The sequence below is a fragment of the Exiguobacterium sp. s123 genome, from assembly GCF_018617075.1.
Lineage (GTDB): Bacteria > Bacillota > Bacilli > Exiguobacteriales > Exiguobacteriaceae > Exiguobacterium > Exiguobacterium profundum.
Genome location: NZ_JACSJL010000006.1, coordinates 182,646 through 199,015 on the forward strand (window position 1 = coordinate 182,646; position 16,370 = coordinate 199,015).

A 16,370-nucleotide genomic window follows, 5' to 3' on the forward strand; every position below is an offset into this window, starting at 1 on the left:
GGATTCACCTCACCTATCCCTTTCCCGTTTCTGTTAACTCTATTCTACTCAATTGGTCAAATAAGGTCAAAGATAATCCTTTCACTTTTCATACGAAAAAAAGAAGAGATTCGTTTCAAAAAACGAACCTCTTCTCGATTAGAAGTAGACTTTCGGGCTATCCATGCCGTCCTCAAACACAATCGTCACTTCAGGGTCTCCGCCAAGTGACGTCACGTTGATACGAACCGGAACGTTCCAGCTATATTCCCAACGGTTTTCGAGCAAGCCGACCACGTGTTGTGTGAAGCCGACGAGCTCAGCGCGACTGTAAAACTGAATCGGGATATCAATCTCCATTCTCGATAGATCTCCGTTCTGATAAAAGCCCTTCCCAATCATCCCGCTATAGTCCGGGAAAAGGTCGGCAATCCGATCGCTGAAGAGCGTAAATTTCTGAGCGTCCTCGCGTACGTCAGACGTCGCCGATGTCGACGGGAAATAGTAGTACTTCTCATCGATCGCTTTCCAGTCGCCCGATTTGACTTGATCCGCCGTCCCAACGAAGGCCGACTTGATATAGTTCCCCGGTGTCGGTGAACCTTGTGTCGATTTCATATAGAGCGCGACATTGATATCGAGGTCCTTGAAGTCTTCACGCTTTCGTAATTGGGAGACGAGTTCGTTCGCCATACGTTCCCCTTCTGCGATTACTTTCTTTTGATCGAGTTTGACGGTATATGTCGGACCATAGTTCGGTGCTTGGAAGACATATTCACGGTTCAAAATAAGTGCAAACGATACGCCCCCAACCTGGTACCCGCTGTCCTCTTTCGTCATGTAATTTTGTTCGACAATCGAAGCTAAATAAAGCGGTGATTTCTTGTTCGCATCGACGAACTTGTCGTCTTCGACTTCTGCCTTGCCATCCGCATAAGCCGGGTTCAAGGGGGTCAACCCTTCATTACTTTTATCTTTCCGTGCGAGCAGACGAGATACATCCTCCGCGTTCAACAGCTGTCCCTCTTGATAAGCGAACTTTTCCGGGTCGAACGCGTCCGTTGAGTGACGCATGAGACCGAGTTCGACTTCTTCGAGTTCTAACGATGAACTGACTTGACGTTGGGCGAGTCCTCTCGCTGCCGCCGGTTTGAACGGAATGACCATCTGATAGTATGAGTCACGGGCTTCAATCGCTTGTGTGACGCCTTCGGCCGCTGTTTCGTCCCCAGTTGGTGTCGCTTCTTCTTCACCCATCGGTATTTTCATTGAACATCCACTCAACAATAGCGCCGAGGCGATTGTCGGGATGACGAGTTGTTTCCATTTCATCTATGTCTAGCTCCTTTGAACATCGTTTCCTATTTCACTTTGTCCATTATAACAAAATCGTTCCACGAAAAAAGTATCGAAGCGGAATCAGAACAAATCCCTTCTCGGATGAACGAGAAGGGATTTCGATTTATGGTTTCGTTGACGGGTGGTTGCGACGAATCAACAGTAGGAGTCCTGACGCGAAGAGAAGTGTACCGAGCATGACGTGCCACAGATCATCCGCTTCGCCTGTCATCGGAAGTACGCCTTGTGCGTAGGGATCGGCTTCATCGATGTGCTCGACTCGTTTCGCTCCACTCTCTTTGACGATGACTTTCACGACAGGTGGTGTGGCTTTCACCTCTGTCTTCTGCTTGTTAGCGTCTTGTTTTGGCTCTTCTTTTACCGGAACAGGTTGCTTCACCGCCACCGGTACGTCAACGGAGCGAGTAACCCTGATCCCTTCATCCACCTCGAAGATGAATGTGGCACGTTGAATCAATTCAGCCCCGGCTCTCACATCATAAGATGGGAGGAGCGGAAGCTCAAACGAGAACGTCACTTCTTCTTCCGGACCGAGTCCGTCTCTGAAGGTAGGAATTGCTTCGACTTGCTCCGTGAATCGTTGATTTGCCTGGTTTCGTTCTTCTTCTGTCAAGGCACCGCTTGGCCATGTGAGCATCGCGTCCGCTAAAAACAAGGTGACTTTCGAAGGATTGGTGACCGTATACGTATAGCGAACGGGCTCTCCCGGTTGAACGGTCGCCTTCTCAACCGTCGCATTCACGGTGAAGTCTGGTGTTTGTAAAAGGATTATCTGTTGACTTTCTGATGTGACGACCCGGTTGAATTCATCCAGCCCGGTCACTTGAAAGACACTGCCGATTTCAGGATGTGCGTCGAACGAATATCCGGTCGGAATCGATAAGACTTCTGTCACTTCCACCCGTTCCCCCGGCAAGAGACCGTCTTCTCCTATTAATTCATGCAAACGATCAAATACGTGTTGATTGAACGATTCGATTGATTGATGATCGATGTCTCCGCTCACATACTCGTGAGAGAATTCTGTCACCGTCATCGGCGTGTCTCCTGTGTTTTCTACAATGAACGTATACGATATTTCGCCTCCGACAACGGCTCGGTCGACTGCGGCGATATTGATTGCTTCAACGGCGAGCTTCGGTAACGTCGGTTCAGTCGTCGGCTCTTCGACGATTGGTTCTGGTTCAACCGGTGGCGTCACTTCTTCTGATAGATCTGGTTCTGTGACAACAGGCGGTTCTTCCTCTTCGACAGGATAGGCTTCCGTGATGGTGTTTGGAGAAAACGTATACGGTACACCTTCCGCATTGTAGAGCGTGATGAGGTCAATCAACGAGTCGTCTACTGCTTCCGCATCAATCATAAATCGCCAAACGTCAGCTGATTCACGGCTCCCGTAATACGTGATTCCTTCATAGACGAGACTTGATTCATATAATGTTTCGCTTTCCTCATCTGTCAAATTCACTTGAATATACCGGAACGTGGTCGTGTCCGCTTTGGCGGTAGGCACCCCAAATAAGGTTGAAAGGAACATGAGGATGGTAAATACGGCAACGAAGCGCTGGATGTTGTGTGTCATGATGTTGGTCCCTCCTCTAAGGTGAAAACAAGCGCTCGAATCGCAATCGTTCCGATGACGACGTTCACCACGTAGAGGAATGAGAGGAATGTGTGTGTGAACGTCATGATGTCAAAGGGTTCTCTCGCAAAAATATATTAGCATTTTGATTTAGTTAATCTATACCCCTCACACGCTTGTGCGAACCTGCTCAATCCCATTTATTTCCGAAAAATAAAAAACGTTCGCCGAAGCGAACGTCCAGACTGTAGACAAAGTATAGGTCTTATGCACAATCCGGACACGGCTCGCTTTCCTAGGGGCAAGCAGGGAGCCGCATCGCGACTGCGTCACTGCTGGGTCTCCCTTTGCTTGCTATTCCCTCAGAAGTCTCGCCTGCCCGTTCTTGGTCACCTTTTGTCCTTCGTCCCATATAATGGTGTGAGAAGAACACACAGAGGGCGGATCTAATGATCAACAAGTCGACACCATCCATCCTTCACGGTCTGACGAACGGAACGGATGTTGAACAGCGGCCCGAGGAGGATGATCTCGGCGTTTACCTTCCCTTTCCCCTAAAACATCGATTCAAAGTAAATACCGAGCTTTTTCTTCGGCTGTCGTGACCTTAGAAAAAGACAAACGGCCGCCAGATGACGACCGTTTGCGTTGCTCGCCCGACGGCGCCCCGACTCCTTCAGGAAAGCAATCCGACGGAGACCCAGCAGCGACCTAGGTCGCGATGCGGCTCCGGGATTGCCTGAGGAAAGCGTGGGCGCCGGAAGGACGAGTTCGAACATGTTATTTGTCAACAAGCTGAACGTTCGCCGAAGCGAACGTCTTATGCTTGTTCATGTAAAAAGTCGAGCAGTTTTGCCTCATCCCATACTTCAATTCCGAGAGATTCCGCTTTCGCCAGCTTCGAACCTGCTTTTTCACCGGCGACGAGCAAGTCTGTGTTCTTACTTACACTTCCCGTTACACTCGCTCCGAGAAGTTCAAGCTGTTTCCCAGCCTCGCCACGTGTCATCTCATGCAACTTCCCCGTCAATACGACTGTCTTCCCAGAGAGCGGTGCTCCTTCCGTCGTTGGTCGTTTCGTTCCTTTGAAGGAAAGATTGACTCCCGATTCTGAAAGTTCTTTGACGAGTTCACGTGCTTCCGGTTTTTCGAAATAGAGAACGATCGATTCTGCCATTTTAGTCCCGATACCATCGATGGCTGTCAATTCTTCGACTGTCGCCGCGATGATTGCCTCCATCGTCTCGAACCGTTCTGCAATTAAAGAAGCGGCCTTTTGTCCGACGAGTCGAATCCCGAAGGCGAAGAGCACCCGTTCCAATGAATTTTGCTTCGACTGTTCGATTGCCGAGAGCAAGTTCGTCACTGACGTCTCGCCCATGCGCTCGAGTCCAAGTAAATCATCTCGGTCCAAGCGATACAGGTCGGCCACATTGTGAACGAGCCCTGCTTCGTGAAGCTGCGTGATGACTTTCTCGCCGAGCCCGTCGATGTTCATCGCTTGTCTCGACACGAAATGGATGAGTCCTTCAAGCAGTTGAGCCGGACATTCCGGATTGACGCAACGATGATCCGCCTCTCCTTCGAGTCGAATCAACTCCGACCCACACGCCGGACAATGCGTCGGGAATTCAATCACCCGCTCTTCCCCGCTCCGTTCACTCGCCAGTGCCGATACGACGGCCGGAATGACATCTCCTGCTTTTTTGATGACGACTCGGTCACCGATATGAAGATCTTTTTCCTTTATAAAATCTTCATTGTGAAGCGTCGCATACGTCACGGTCGAACCTGCCACAGAAACCGGGGCAAATCGTGCCCGTGGTGTGACCTTCCCCGTACGACCGACACTAAAATCGACGTCCTCGATCGTCGTCACGACTTCTTCTGCCGGGAACTTGTACGCGACGGCCCAGCGCGGACTTTTAGCGGTGAAACCAAGTTGTTCTTGTTCTTCATAACCGGCCACTTTGATGACAATCCCATCAATTTCATATGGGAGGTCACTCCGTTTTGTCACGTATGTCTCAATGTAATCCCACAGTTCATCCGCCGTCTGGCATGTTGTATAATCTCCGCTCACTGCGACACCGAGTCGTTTCAAATAATCGAGTGATTCGTCATGTGACGCGACGAGATCGTCTTGCGACACCAAACCGTATGCGAAGAACGCCAAATTTCTTGACGCCGCAATTTTTGAGTCGAGTTGTCGAAGTGAACCGGCAGCAGCGTTTCTCGGATTTGCGAAAAGTGGCTCGCCGTTACGTTCTCGTTCATCATTCAATTGTTCAAACGAACGTTTCGGCATGTACGCCTCACCTCGCACTTCAAACGTCACGTCCTCATTTAATCGAAGAGGGATGGAACGAATCGTCTTCAAGTTTTGCGTGATGTCCTCCCCCGTCGTCCCGTCCCCACGCGTCGCGCCACGAACGAGGCGGCCATTCTCATATTTTAACGAGACAGCGAGACCATCAAATTTGAGTTCTGCCACGAATGTCGGCGTGTAGCCGAGATCTTTCTCAATTCGCTCCACCCACTCGACGAGTTCTTCTTTCGAGAAGACGTTGCCGAGCGAGAGCATCGGCGTGTCATGTGTCACTTTGACGAATGCGTCGAGCGGAGCCCCTCCGACGCGTTGCGTCGGAGAATCCGGTGTTCGAAGTTCAGGATAATCAGTCTCGATTTGAATCAATTCGTTCATCAATCGGTCATACTCCGAATCCGGCACGCTCGGACGGTCGAGTACGTAATACTCGTAACCATATTGATTTAACGTTTGACGTAGCTCTTCTACGCGTTCTGCCATCTCCATATTCTCACCTCACGCTTTTTCGATAGGGGCAAATTTAGCCAATAGGCGCTTGATCCCGACTTCCGGGAATGCGATGTCGACTTCGAGTTGGTCGCCTTCACCACGTGTCTGTACGACCGTCCCTTGTCCCCATTTTTTATGATTCGCTTTGTCGCCGACATTCCATCCGACCGTTTCGGCACCGGACGATTGGGCGAGTTTCGGCTTCGGTTTCGAACTAAAGCCATTCACCGGTAACTTCCCTGGTGACTCGACCGGGTTCCACGGCATCGGTTTTCTCGCCTTACCGGACCGCTCCAACAACGTTTCCGGCAACTCATGCAAGAATCTCGACTCCGGGTTGTTTTGGAAGCGACCATATAGCATCCGTGACTGGGCACGTGTCAAATAGAGACGCTTCTCGGCACGGGTGATTCCGACATACGCAAGACGACGTTCTTCTTCCATCTCTTCCTCGTCGTTCAAGGCACGGCTGTGCGGGAAAAGTCCTTCTTCCATTCCAATCAAGAAGACGACCGGGAATTCAAGTCCCTTCGCCGAGTGCAACGTCATCAACGTGACTTGATGCGACTCATCGACTTCATCGAGTGAATCGAGGTCTGAGACGAGCGTCAAATCGGTAAGGAAGGCGACGAGCGTCTGTTCATCGCTCTCTTTCTCAAAGTTTTGGGCGACCGACAGAAACTCTTGCAAGTTCTCGAGTCGGCTTTCCGCTTCAAGCGTCTTCTCGATTTTGAGCATCTCTTCATATCCTGTTTTCTTCAATACCTCTTCGACGAGTTCTGAAATGGAGAGGTAGTCCGCCATCTGCCGTAAATCCAGCATCATTTGGCGGAAGTCCGCGAGTTTCGTCGCAGTGCGTGGGGCGATGCCTGACAATTCGATGTCACGAATCGCATCCATAAGTGAGACGCCTTGCATATCTGCAAAGTCACCTAGTTTATCAATCGTCGCGGCACCGATTCCGCGTTTCGGCTCATTGACGACGCGAACGAACGAGATGTCCTCATCCGGGTTGGCGATCAATCGCAAGTATGCGAGGACGTCCTTGATCTCTTTTCGCTCATAGAACTTCGTCCCGCCGACCATTTTGTATGGGATGTTCGATTTGAGGAGCATCTCCTCGAGTCCACGTGATTGAGCGTTCGTCCGATAAAGGACCGCCATCTGTCCGTAGTCCATCCCTTCCATCTTCAGCTCTTTCATCTGGTTCATGATGAAGAACGCTTCGTCGCGATCATCCGATGCGACATGGAGCAACAGTTTCTCTCCTTCATCATTTTCAGTCCACAAGTTCTTCTCTTTCCGGGAAGCGTTGTTTTGGATGACACCGTTCGCCGCCTCTAAAATCCGTTTCGTCGAACGATAGTTTTGTTCGAGCAAGATGACATGGGCGCTCGGATAATCTTTCTCAAACGTCAAGATATTGGCGATGTCGGCACCGCGCCAACGATAAATGGACTGATCCGAATCCCCGACGACACATAAATTCTCGTGTGCCTGTGCGAGAAGTTTGACGAGCGTATATTGGGCACGGTTCGTATCCTGATACTCATCGACATGGATGTACTTGAATTTCTTCTGATAGAACGCCAACACGTCCGGTGCTTCTTGAAATAAGTGAATCGTCTTCATGATCAAGTCGTCAAAGTCGAGCACATTGTTTTGTTTCAACTTTTTCTCATACGCTGTGTAGACGTCCGAGATGATTCGCTCGTACGGATTGTTCCCGACGAGGGCAGCCGCATCTTTCGCCGTACGCAGCTCATTTTTATGATTTGAAATCATCCCGAGAAGGGTACGCGGTTCGTACTTCTTCGGATCGAGGTTCAATTCTTTCAACACCTGTTTGATTGCTGTCAATTGATCCGAGGCATCTAAAATGGAAAAGCTCCTGTCATAGCGGATGCGATCGATATCGCGTCGTAAAATCCGGACGCACATGGAGTGGAATGTAGAAATCCAAATGTCTTCGGCGACACCACCCACAAGACGGGCAATCCGATCTTTCATTTCTCGTGCTGCCTTATTCGTGAACGTGATCGCTAAAATGTTCCACGGTGCCACTTGCTTCGCCGCCATCAAATAGGCGACACGATGGGTCAAGACACGAGTCTTCCCAGACCCTGCACCCGCCATGATCAACAGCGGGCCATCCGTATGCTTCACCGCTTCTGCTTGTTCCGGGTTCATCCCTTTAACTAATTCTTCGCTAAGATTATACATAATCGTTTCCTTCCTTGTTCCAAACGTTTGTTCTTATTTTATCGGAGTGCTCGTACAGTCGCAAGTGCTCCAGCTAAGTCTTCATAAATGATATTGCCGACAACAATCGTGTCGACATGTGCACCCATTAATCGTGCCGTCTCTTCTCCCTCAATGCCACCACCGTAAAAGAGATGTGCATCAGGTAACGCCAAACGAATCTCTTTGACGACATCAGGATTCCCGAGTCGTCCACTATATTCGATATAGAGCGAGGGAAGACGGAACAAGTGATGTCCAACTTCCGCGTATGCCACGGATTCTTCGATCGTCAAATCGCATCGCGCTTCCGTCACGTCAGCGACTTTCGCCTCCGGGTTTAAGACGAGATATCCTTGAGCCGTGACAAGACGAGCATCAAAGAAATGGCCGAATCGTTCAAACGCACGGGCATGATGACCAATGATCCATTCCGGAGTTCCTGCATTCAGCACGGTGGGCACGAAGTAATGATTGAATCCGTGGATGACTTGACTAGGATGGCTAATCTCAAGTGCGATTGGAATCCCGGCATCTCGGACTCTCGCATAAAGCGCAAATGTATTCTCTGCATCAATCCCATCCGTTCCCCCGATCAAAAAGGCGTCGGTCCCCGAATGGATGAGCGCCTCGAGCGCCTCATCTGTGAGCTCCTTATTCGGATCTAGTTTAAACACATGTCGCCACGTCTGAAATTCCAACTCATTCCCTCCTATCGAATCCTTCTATAGTGTATCGATTTTTTTCCTCCCGTGCATCTCTCCAACAAAAAAAGACTTGCCGAAGCAAGTCACGAACGTGCCGTACGATTCCGTTCCCGATCCGTCAACCATTTCGCAACAAGCAAGGCGAATAGACCGTAAACAGGAACGAACCAGAGCGGATTCGCTAAAAAGAATCCGAGCACCGGTATGTCAAGGAGCGGCGAGTCCGGTGAACAGAGTGCCGTTCCATTGACGATGGCGATAAACGGAAGAACCGGAACAATGAAGACGTATCCGAAGTTGATCCAAAATGCTTTCATATGACAATCTCCTTACCCTAAGATGATTGATTCTTTTGGATAGTTATACATCCGCTTCGGTTGTCTCCGTTGCAGGATGAGAATGAAGGCGATGACGCCGATTCGGCCGATGAACATGAGAATCGTCAACACCCATTTTCCAACGTTACTAAACTCGGAAGACAATCCGACGGATAGACCCGTCGTCCCGAACGCAGAACACGCCTCGAATAAGATTCGTGTCAACGAAGCATCCTCAAAATAAGCCATGACCATGACACCTGATAGTAACACGGCAAGCGAAACCGTAATGATCACGAACGCTTTCCAAATATCTTCAAGGACGATTTCACGACCGAAAATTTTAATGGACGAGTCCCCGCGAATGAAGGCGATGACAGCGAGAACGGCTACAGCAAACGTCGTCGTCCGAATCCCCCCACCGACAGACGATGGAGATGCCCCGATGAACATCAGGATGGACAGGAGCAACATGCTCGCTTCAGAGAATAGATTGACATCGACCGTCGATAGACCACCATTTCGTGTCGTCACGGATTGGAACAACGAATCCGAAAGTGCCAACCAGAGCGGCAAGTCCTTAAAGGCATTATTGTATTCAAAGATGAACAAGCCGACCGTACCGACGGCAATCAAAATAAAGAAGGTTGAGACCGTCAATTTAGTGAACAACGAGAATCGACTCGGGAACGTGTGACGTTTCCGTGTGATTCGGCTCACCAAGTACGTTCGAATCTCTACAAGCACCGGGAATCCGATGGCACCACCGGTCATGAGCGCGATTTGCGTAAAGATGACGAATGGGTCCTCACGGAATGGCGCGAGCGAACTTCCCGTAATGTCAAACCCGGCATTCGTCGTCGCACTGATCGACCCGAACAATCCTTGTAAGAAGGCTTCTCCGATGGTATCAAAATAATTTAAGTAATGGACCCCGAGCACGACGGCACCGACCGCCTCGATGGCGATAACGGTGATCACGATTTCCGTGATGTATTTAACAATACCAGACATGGACGTCTGGTTTTGGTCGCGTAAAATCAGTTGTCTTTCCCTAAACCCAATCCGTTTCCCAAGTAAGATCCACATGATGACGTGCAAACTGATCAATCCGACACCGCTCACTTGGACGATGAACAGAATGATAAATAAGCCGAACGTGGAGAAGGTATCGGTGACTACAATCGGTGTCAGGCCGGTGACACTGACACAGCTCACCGCAAAGAAGACAAGGTCGGTAAACGTGATCGTCACTCCAGGCTTATGGGCGATTGGTAAGGCGAGGAGCAAAACTGATAAAATCGCTGCCGCACTATAAATTAACACGAGTGTTTGGACCGGTGTTAAACTTCGAAAGAACAATTGTAAGTTCAGTTTCATGAATTTCTGTTGCATCTCGCCACTCCCCTCCATCAAAAACAAGATGACTCTTACGAGTCACCTTTTGTTTGTTGTAGACGTTCAAGAGCGAGATCGTATCCACCTGTCCCATAGTTCAAGCATCGCTTCACACGTGAAATCGTGGCCGTTGAGGCGCCTGTCGCATCCTCAATTTTATGATACGTGTTTCCTTCACGAATTTGCCGCGCCACTTCAAGTCGTTGCGCAAGTGCTTGAATTTCATTAACAGTCGCTAAATCTTCGAATAATTGATAACAGTCTTCGAGTGTCTCGAGCTTCAAAATCGCTTCAAACAATTGATCGAGCTCTCGACCTCGTAATTTATCGAGTTGCATCCGCAAGCATCCTCTCTACTCATACTTCTTTCTCATTCTAAAGCAGGGGCGCCCCGGACTCAACTATTCATCGCAAAATCGCAGGAAATAGTACTTGTTTCTTCATGACTTCGTAAATGCCGAGAGGTGTCGCCCGAACATATGGCAAATGGGTAGATGCTAAAAATAGTAATGTATAAATCGGATCTTCGAACTGATAGCCCCTCGCCATGAGCTCGTCTCGCAGCTGTTTCTCTTGATCGATGAGTGTTTCGAGTTGCTCCGTCGACGTCATCCCACAGAGTGGTAACGGGATCTCGGCAACGATTTCGCCCTGGTCTACGAGGACAATCCCGCCTCCGAGCTCGTTCATTCGTTTGAACGCCAGTAACATATCCTGTTTACATTTCCCTAGAATCAAGTAGTCTCCACTGATCGAGTACGAACTGACAAGTCCACCAAAATCTCGGGCGAAACCTTTCAAGACTGTGTTCAATCGCCATTTCCCTTCTTTATCAAGCAACATGAGAAACGATTCGTCTCCATCACGCGGCAATGCATCTTGACCCGTGTCATGCGTAATTTTAAACAGTTTCATAATGACTGAGTTGATCATGTCGAGTCCGACGGGCATGCTGAAAGATAGGTCTTGTGGCGTCAGTTCGATTGAAACGTCTGTCGACGGCATCTTATTGAGGACTGCTTCCACTAATTCGTTCGGGAAAAGCGATACCCCATCACGATAAATCCATTGCCCTTTCGCAATCACAGCCGTCGGACGCGGTTCCTCGATGGCATCTAGAATGTTCAAGTGCGCGATACGGCCTGGCGCAATCGCCCCTAAAATGTGATCGAGGTCAAAGTGACGAGCCACGTTATGAGAGACAATCCGGTAGGCTTCGATAGCCGGTAATCCCGCTTCGATCAAAATGCGGACAAGAGCATCCTGCATGCCGTCCTCATAAAAGCCCGGTGTCGAACCGTCCGTTGTCACCATGAGATGGTCGAACGCCGTCAGTCCATTTGCCAATAGATCACGGATCATCTCCGGCAGGTCCGGACGAATCGAGGAATGTCGAAGCGTCGTCGTATAACCTAGTTCCAATCGATTGAACGCCTCTTCCGCCGTCATCGCCTCATGGTCGCTGTGTACTCCCATCAACGCCATTTTAGTCAATGTCTTCGGCGACGCCCCCGGAAAATGCCCCTCGACCGGCAAACCGCACGTTTCGGCGTCAAGCATCCACTGAAGCATCTCATCATCACCCTTCAAGGCGCGCGGCCATGCCGTTAATTCACCTGCCATGACGACGTCCGGATGGTTAAACCACTCGTGAATGCGTTCCGAGTCGACAGCCACGCTCTCCCGGTCCAACTCCGTTTGCGTATCCAAACGGGCCCACCAATATGTACTCGTCGGCAATTGTTGAATCGCATCGAGTTGCGCAAACGCTTGCTCTTTCTCTTGTAAAAAAAGCAGCATGTTGTCATTGACGAGCGTCGTCGTTCCACGCTCTCCTGCATATTTTGACAACGTCGCCGGATTGTATAATTGAAACGGATGAGCGTGAGGCTCGATATACCCAGGTACAATATACTTTCCTGTCACATCGACCGTTTCGACCGCTGATTCTGGTAAGTCTGGACCGACATACACGATGCGATCTCCCTCAATCCAAATATTCGCGGTTCTCCATTGTTTTACGTAGACGTTCAAATACGTTGCGTTTTGTAAGACGAGCGAAGGTGGCCGCAATCGATCTACGACTTCAAGTTGTGAACGAATCATCACTTTAGACCACGGTGCCCGCGCCGTTCTTTTTGTTGGCATCGAACCCAATCCTCCCTTTTTCCCTTTCAAAGCTATAAAAGAATAATTTTGAAAGCGTTTTCTTTACCTGTTTCAAGTTTACCTTTTCTCTGAATGGGTCGCAAGTTATGTTCCCTATTGTAACAAATTTCACATATATTTTTCACAAAAAAGGCGACTCTTCCTATGAAGAGTCACCTACATCAAATTTGAGTCATGACGGTTTTACGTAAGTACAGGTGCAATTGATTGACCGGAATCGGTTTACTGTAATGATAACCTTGAATGAGCGAACCACTATATTCTAATACGAACGCAAGCTGTTCCGGTCGCTCGACCCCTTCCGTGACAATCTCGAGTCCAAGCGTTTGGAAAGTTTGATATAGCCCTTCTAACAGCGCGCGGTCAAATTTATTCTCCGGAATCCCTTTCACGAAGTTTTGATCGATTTTAACGATGTCGAGACACAGGGATTGCAAGTATGAAAGCGACGATGTTCCGACACCGAAGTCATCAAGTGATATTTTGACACCGATGGCCTTTAACGCTTGAATGAATTGTTGAAGTTCATACACATTCCCACCGACTTCACTCTCTGTGATTTCCACATGCAACCGGTGTGGGGGAAATCCTGTCTTAGCGATCGTTTCCTCCAACGCTTCTAAAAACGAGCCGTCTAAAATCTGACGTTTCGAGACGTTAATGGATAAAAATAAGTCAAGTCGCTCTGCGTACTCTTGAATCTCGGTGATGGCGCGCACAAGCACCCAACGTCCCACATCTGAGATGAGCCCGAGTTGCTCCGCAACCGGAATGAACACGCCGGGAGAGACGAATCCTTTCTGTGGATGGTGCCAGCGAATCAACGCCTCGACTCCTCTAACTTGAAACGGCTGCGGTGAGACGATTGGTTGGTAATAAAGTTCGAACTCATCATGACGCAGCGCATGACGTAAATCACGTTCCATTTCGAGTGCCTGCAAGTAATGACTCCCATCTTTAATCTCCTGATAGGAAAGAATCTGATCTTTCCCGGATGCTTTGGCTTCGTGTAAGACGACATCGAGTCGCGCCATCATCACCTCATAGGAATGATGCGTCGGTCCAGTCAATTCGTCGATGCTGATACTCAAGGTCAAATGGTTCATCCCTTGCTTCAAACCCCATTCGCGCAAATCTTTCACCAATTGATTGGCGATGATCACGAGCTCCTCGGTCGTCCATTCCGGATGAATCAAGATGAACTCGTCCGCTCCGATTCTTGCAACGAAGCCATCCTCTTTATAAAACATCAATCGAGAGGCAAAGAACGTCAGCATCGCATCTCCCATACGCTGACCAAATTGATCGTTGATCCGTCGGAAGTTGTCGAAATCGATTCCCATCACTCCAATCGACCGGGTCGTTTCCGGTAAGCTCACGAACATCTCTTCGACCGCCAATCGGTTTGGAAGACGGGTCAAAGAATCTCGGAAGGCACGCGTCAACGATTCTTTTTGTGTCTGTTCGAGTGCATCGAGCACCTCGTTCATGCTGATCGCCATCTCTTCAATCTCGTCTTGTTGATTTGGATGCAACTGAATCCGTAACCGACTATTCCGTTCTTTCGTGATCCATTTCAGTTCGTTGACGATGCCCATCAATCGTTTCGTGACAATTTGATTCACCGACCAAAACAGTGTCAACAATAGACCAAGACCGAGCACAAGCAGCCCGAGCATCCCCGTTTCTAACATGGTCTGTGTATTGGTATAGTACATTCGCTTCACCGAGAAGTTGAGTTCCCAGTTCGCATCTTGATAGACGGATTGAAGCGGTAACGAGACACGTGCAAATTGATTGTCTTCATCGACCGTCAACTGCCGGTGTGAAAGAGGACTGATCGATAATTTCGTTTTTGCTTGGGCACTCATCGCGGCCATGAAGTCTGGACCGATTTTTTGAATGAGTACGAGCGTCCCACCCGGCTTTCCTGTCCCATCACTTCTCAAAATCGGATGACTCATGAAGACGACCGGACCGAAATCGGTGCCATACACCGCACTTTGTTTGATTCCTGACGAGTTGACGTAACGGATCAAGTCGTTCGTGAAGATCTCTTTGTCCTCTTCACGATCCAATTCATAAAATTGAGTAAACTCCGAGTAGACGACCTTTCGATCACGGTCGAGGAAAATCATTGCGCCGACCCCTAAGTTTTCGAGTGTCTCTTCCCCCATGTTGTTTTCAATGAATGCTTCATTCTGATTTTGAACAAAATCATAGGCATTCGTCCAAACTGACCAATCGACAAGAATCCGCTCGAGCATAAGTCGGTGATTGGCGAACACTTCTGACACACTTTCGATTTGATCGCGGGTCATCGCCCTGTCCTGTTCAATACTTTTCTCTACAAAATACGGTTTGATGACGAATAAAATGACACCGATGAAGAGTACGATGTTCACGGCTATCGCAATAAATAATTTTGTTTGAACACGCAGGCCGACCACCCTCCTTCTTCAAGCTACTTTATTATTGTAGAACAGGATATCGGCATTTCCTTTTTTTCGCATGAAAAAAAGGATGGGTTGACCCATCCTTTAAATAATGTGTTCAAACGCTCGCGCCCCGATATCCGATCGATAGAACGTTTCAGGTAAATCGAGTTGTGAAATTGCCGCATACACAGCCGTTTTCGCCTCAAGCAGTGTCGGCTTCGTCGCCGTCACAACGAGTAGACGACCTCCGCTCCCTACGACTTGATCGCCCTTCTTTGTCGTGCCGGCATGGAAGACAAGCACATCTTTCGGAAGCGACTCAAATCCTGATAACACCTGGCCCGTGATTGGTCGGTCCGGATACCCTTCGGCCGCAATGACGACACCCATCGTGTATCCGTCAATCCACTCAACCGAATACGATTTTTGGCGAACGACCGCTTCAATCACGTCCAGGAGCGGCGATTTCAAATTCGGCAAGATGACCTCCGTTTCCGGGTCACCGAAACGTGCGTTGAATTCGATGACTTTTGGTCCATTTGCCGTCAAGATGAGACCGGCGTACAAGAATCCTTCAAATGGAGTGCCTCGTTTGACCATCGTCTGCGCGAGTGGTTCTAATACGGTCTTCACCGATTCCTCATACACGTCCTTTGAAAGATGTGGCATCGGGCTATAAGCGCCCATCCCACCCGTGTTCGGTCCCCTGTCGCCGTCATAGGCACGTTTATGATCTTGCGAGGTGATCATCGGAATGACACGCTCTCCCGAGACGAACGCCATGAGCGAAAACTCTTCCCCATCGAGGAACTCTTCGATGACGACTTGTGACTGTTGCCCAAATTTATCCGTCGTGAAAATATCACGTACGGCAGCTTCTGCCTCTTCGACCGTGAACGCAACCGTGACGCCTTTACCGGCAGCCAATCCGTCCGCCTTGACGACGAGTGGTGCACCGAGCTTCTCGATATAGGCAAGCGCCGATGCCGCATCCGTGAACGCTTCGTATGCCGCTGTCGGAATTCCGGCTTCCATCATGACTTCTTTGGCGAATGCCTTGCTTCCCTCGAGTAAGGCAGCCGCTTTCGTCGGTCCAAAGATGTTCAGCCCTTTGTCGCGGAACGTGTCCACGACTCCTGCCATGAGCGACGACTCCGGTCCGACAATCGTCCATTCGATCTCGTTCTCTTCTGCGAAATGGGCGAGCTCCTCCACGTCTGTTTCATGGATCGACGCGCACGTCATCCCTTCCATGAAGTCGTTGCCCGGTGCAACGAAGACGTGATGCCCGTCTTGTTTCAACTTCCATGCGAGCGCATGCTCGCGTCCTCCTCGACCGATGACCAATACGTTCATGACGCA

The 16,370-nt window shown here is 49.5% G+C and carries 11 protein-coding genes; all 11 read right to left on the reverse strand.

Annotated elements, in window-relative coordinates; translation table 11 throughout:
* Window positions 1-138 precede the first annotated feature (138 nt).
* Window positions 139-1,311: a CamS family sex pheromone protein gene (locus KNO72_RS11980; protein WP_214758263.1), complete on the reverse strand. Its 1,173-nt coding sequence runs from the start codon at window positions 1,309-1,311 to the stop codon at window positions 139-141.
* Window positions 1,312-1,441: 130 nt separating this feature from the next.
* Complete coding sequence (locus tag KNO72_RS11985) at window positions 1,442-2,920, reverse strand: LPXTG cell wall anchor domain-containing protein (protein WP_214689254.1); 1,479 nt, start codon at window positions 2,918-2,920, stop codon at window positions 1,442-1,444.
* Between the two features lie 820 nt (window positions 2,921-3,740).
* A complete protein-coding gene (gene ligA / locus KNO72_RS11990) occupies window positions 3,741-5,735 on the reverse strand; it encodes an NAD-dependent DNA ligase LigA (RefSeq protein WP_214758265.1) in 1,995 nt (664 codons plus the stop codon).
* Between the two features lie 9 nt (window positions 5,736-5,744).
* Entirely contained in the window at window positions 5,745-7,961 is a 2,217-nt protein-coding gene (gene pcrA / locus KNO72_RS11995) for a DNA helicase PcrA (RefSeq protein WP_078146263.1), read from the reverse strand.
* A gap of 38 nt (window positions 7,962-7,999) precedes the next feature.
* Window positions 8,000-8,680, reverse strand: coding sequence for a heptaprenylglyceryl phosphate synthase (pcrB, locus tag KNO72_RS12000; RefSeq protein ID WP_078146262.1), 681 nt, complete (start codon window positions 8,678-8,680; stop codon window positions 8,000-8,002).
* Between the two features lie 89 nt (window positions 8,681-8,769).
* Window positions 8,770-9,003, reverse strand: coding sequence for a hypothetical protein (locus KNO72_RS12005; RefSeq protein ID WP_074037828.1), 234 nt, complete (start codon window positions 9,001-9,003; stop codon window positions 8,770-8,772).
* Between the two features lie 12 nt (window positions 9,004-9,015).
* Window positions 9,016-10,398, reverse strand: coding sequence for a TrkH family potassium uptake protein (locus KNO72_RS12010; RefSeq protein WP_078146261.1), 1,383 nt, complete (start codon window positions 10,396-10,398; stop codon window positions 9,016-9,018).
* 35 nt (window positions 10,399-10,433) lie between these two features.
* Window positions 10,434-10,739 carry a YerC/YecD family TrpR-related protein gene (locus KNO72_RS12015; protein ID WP_015880718.1) on the reverse strand — a complete coding sequence of 102 codons (306 nt, stop codon included), beginning with the start codon at window positions 10,737-10,739 and terminating at the stop codon, window positions 10,434-10,436.
* Window positions 10,740-10,806: 67 nt separating this feature from the next.
* Window positions 10,807-12,549, reverse strand: coding sequence for an adenine deaminase C-terminal domain-containing protein (locus KNO72_RS12020; RefSeq protein WP_078146260.1), 1,743 nt, complete (start codon window positions 12,547-12,549; stop codon window positions 10,807-10,809).
* 182 nt (window positions 12,550-12,731) lie between these two features.
* Entirely contained in the window at window positions 12,732-15,020 is a 2,289-nt protein-coding gene (locus KNO72_RS12025) for a bifunctional diguanylate cyclase/phosphodiesterase (RefSeq protein ID WP_214758267.1), read from the reverse strand.
* Window positions 15,021-15,110: 90 nt separating this feature from the next.
* Window positions 15,111-16,364, reverse strand: coding sequence for a phosphoribosylamine--glycine ligase (gene purD / locus KNO72_RS12030; RefSeq protein ID WP_214734114.1), 1,254 nt, complete (start codon window positions 16,362-16,364; stop codon window positions 15,111-15,113).
* Window positions 16,365-16,370: the final 6 nt, after the last annotated feature.

Excerpts from the sequence above, each read along its gene's own strand:
- KNO72_RS11980 (WP_214758263.1), bottom strand. The coding sequence starts at position 1,311 with ATGAAATGGAAACAACTCGTCATCCCGACAATCGCCTCGGCGCTATTG.
- KNO72_RS11985 (WP_214689254.1), bottom strand. The coding sequence starts at position 2,920 with ATGACACACAACATCCAGCGCTTCGTTGCCGTATTTACCATCCTCATG.
- ligA (WP_214758265.1), bottom strand. The coding sequence starts at position 5,735 with ATGGAGATGGCAGAACGCGTAGAAGAGCTACGTCAAACGTTAAATCAA.
- pcrA (WP_078146263.1), bottom strand. The coding sequence starts at position 7,961 with ATGTATAATCTTAGCGAAGAATTAGTTAAAGGGATGAACCCGGAACAA.
- KNO72_RS12005 (WP_074037828.1), bottom strand. The coding sequence starts at position 9,003 with ATGAAAGCATTTTGGATCAACTTCGGATACGTCTTCATTGTTCCGGTT.
- KNO72_RS12010 (WP_078146261.1), bottom strand. The coding sequence starts at position 10,398 with ATGCAACAGAAATTCATGAAACTGAACTTACAATTGTTCTTTCGAAGT.
- KNO72_RS12015 (WP_015880718.1), bottom strand. The coding sequence starts at position 10,739 with ATGCAACTCGATAAATTACGAGGTCGAGAGCTCGATCAATTGTTTGAA.
- KNO72_RS12020 (WP_078146260.1), bottom strand. The coding sequence starts at position 12,549 with ATGCCAACAAAAAGAACGGCGCGGGCACCGTGGTCTAAAGTGATGATT.
- purD (WP_214734114.1), bottom strand. The coding sequence starts at position 16,364 with ATGAACGTATTGGTCATCGGTCGAGGAGGACGCGAGCATGCGCTCGCA.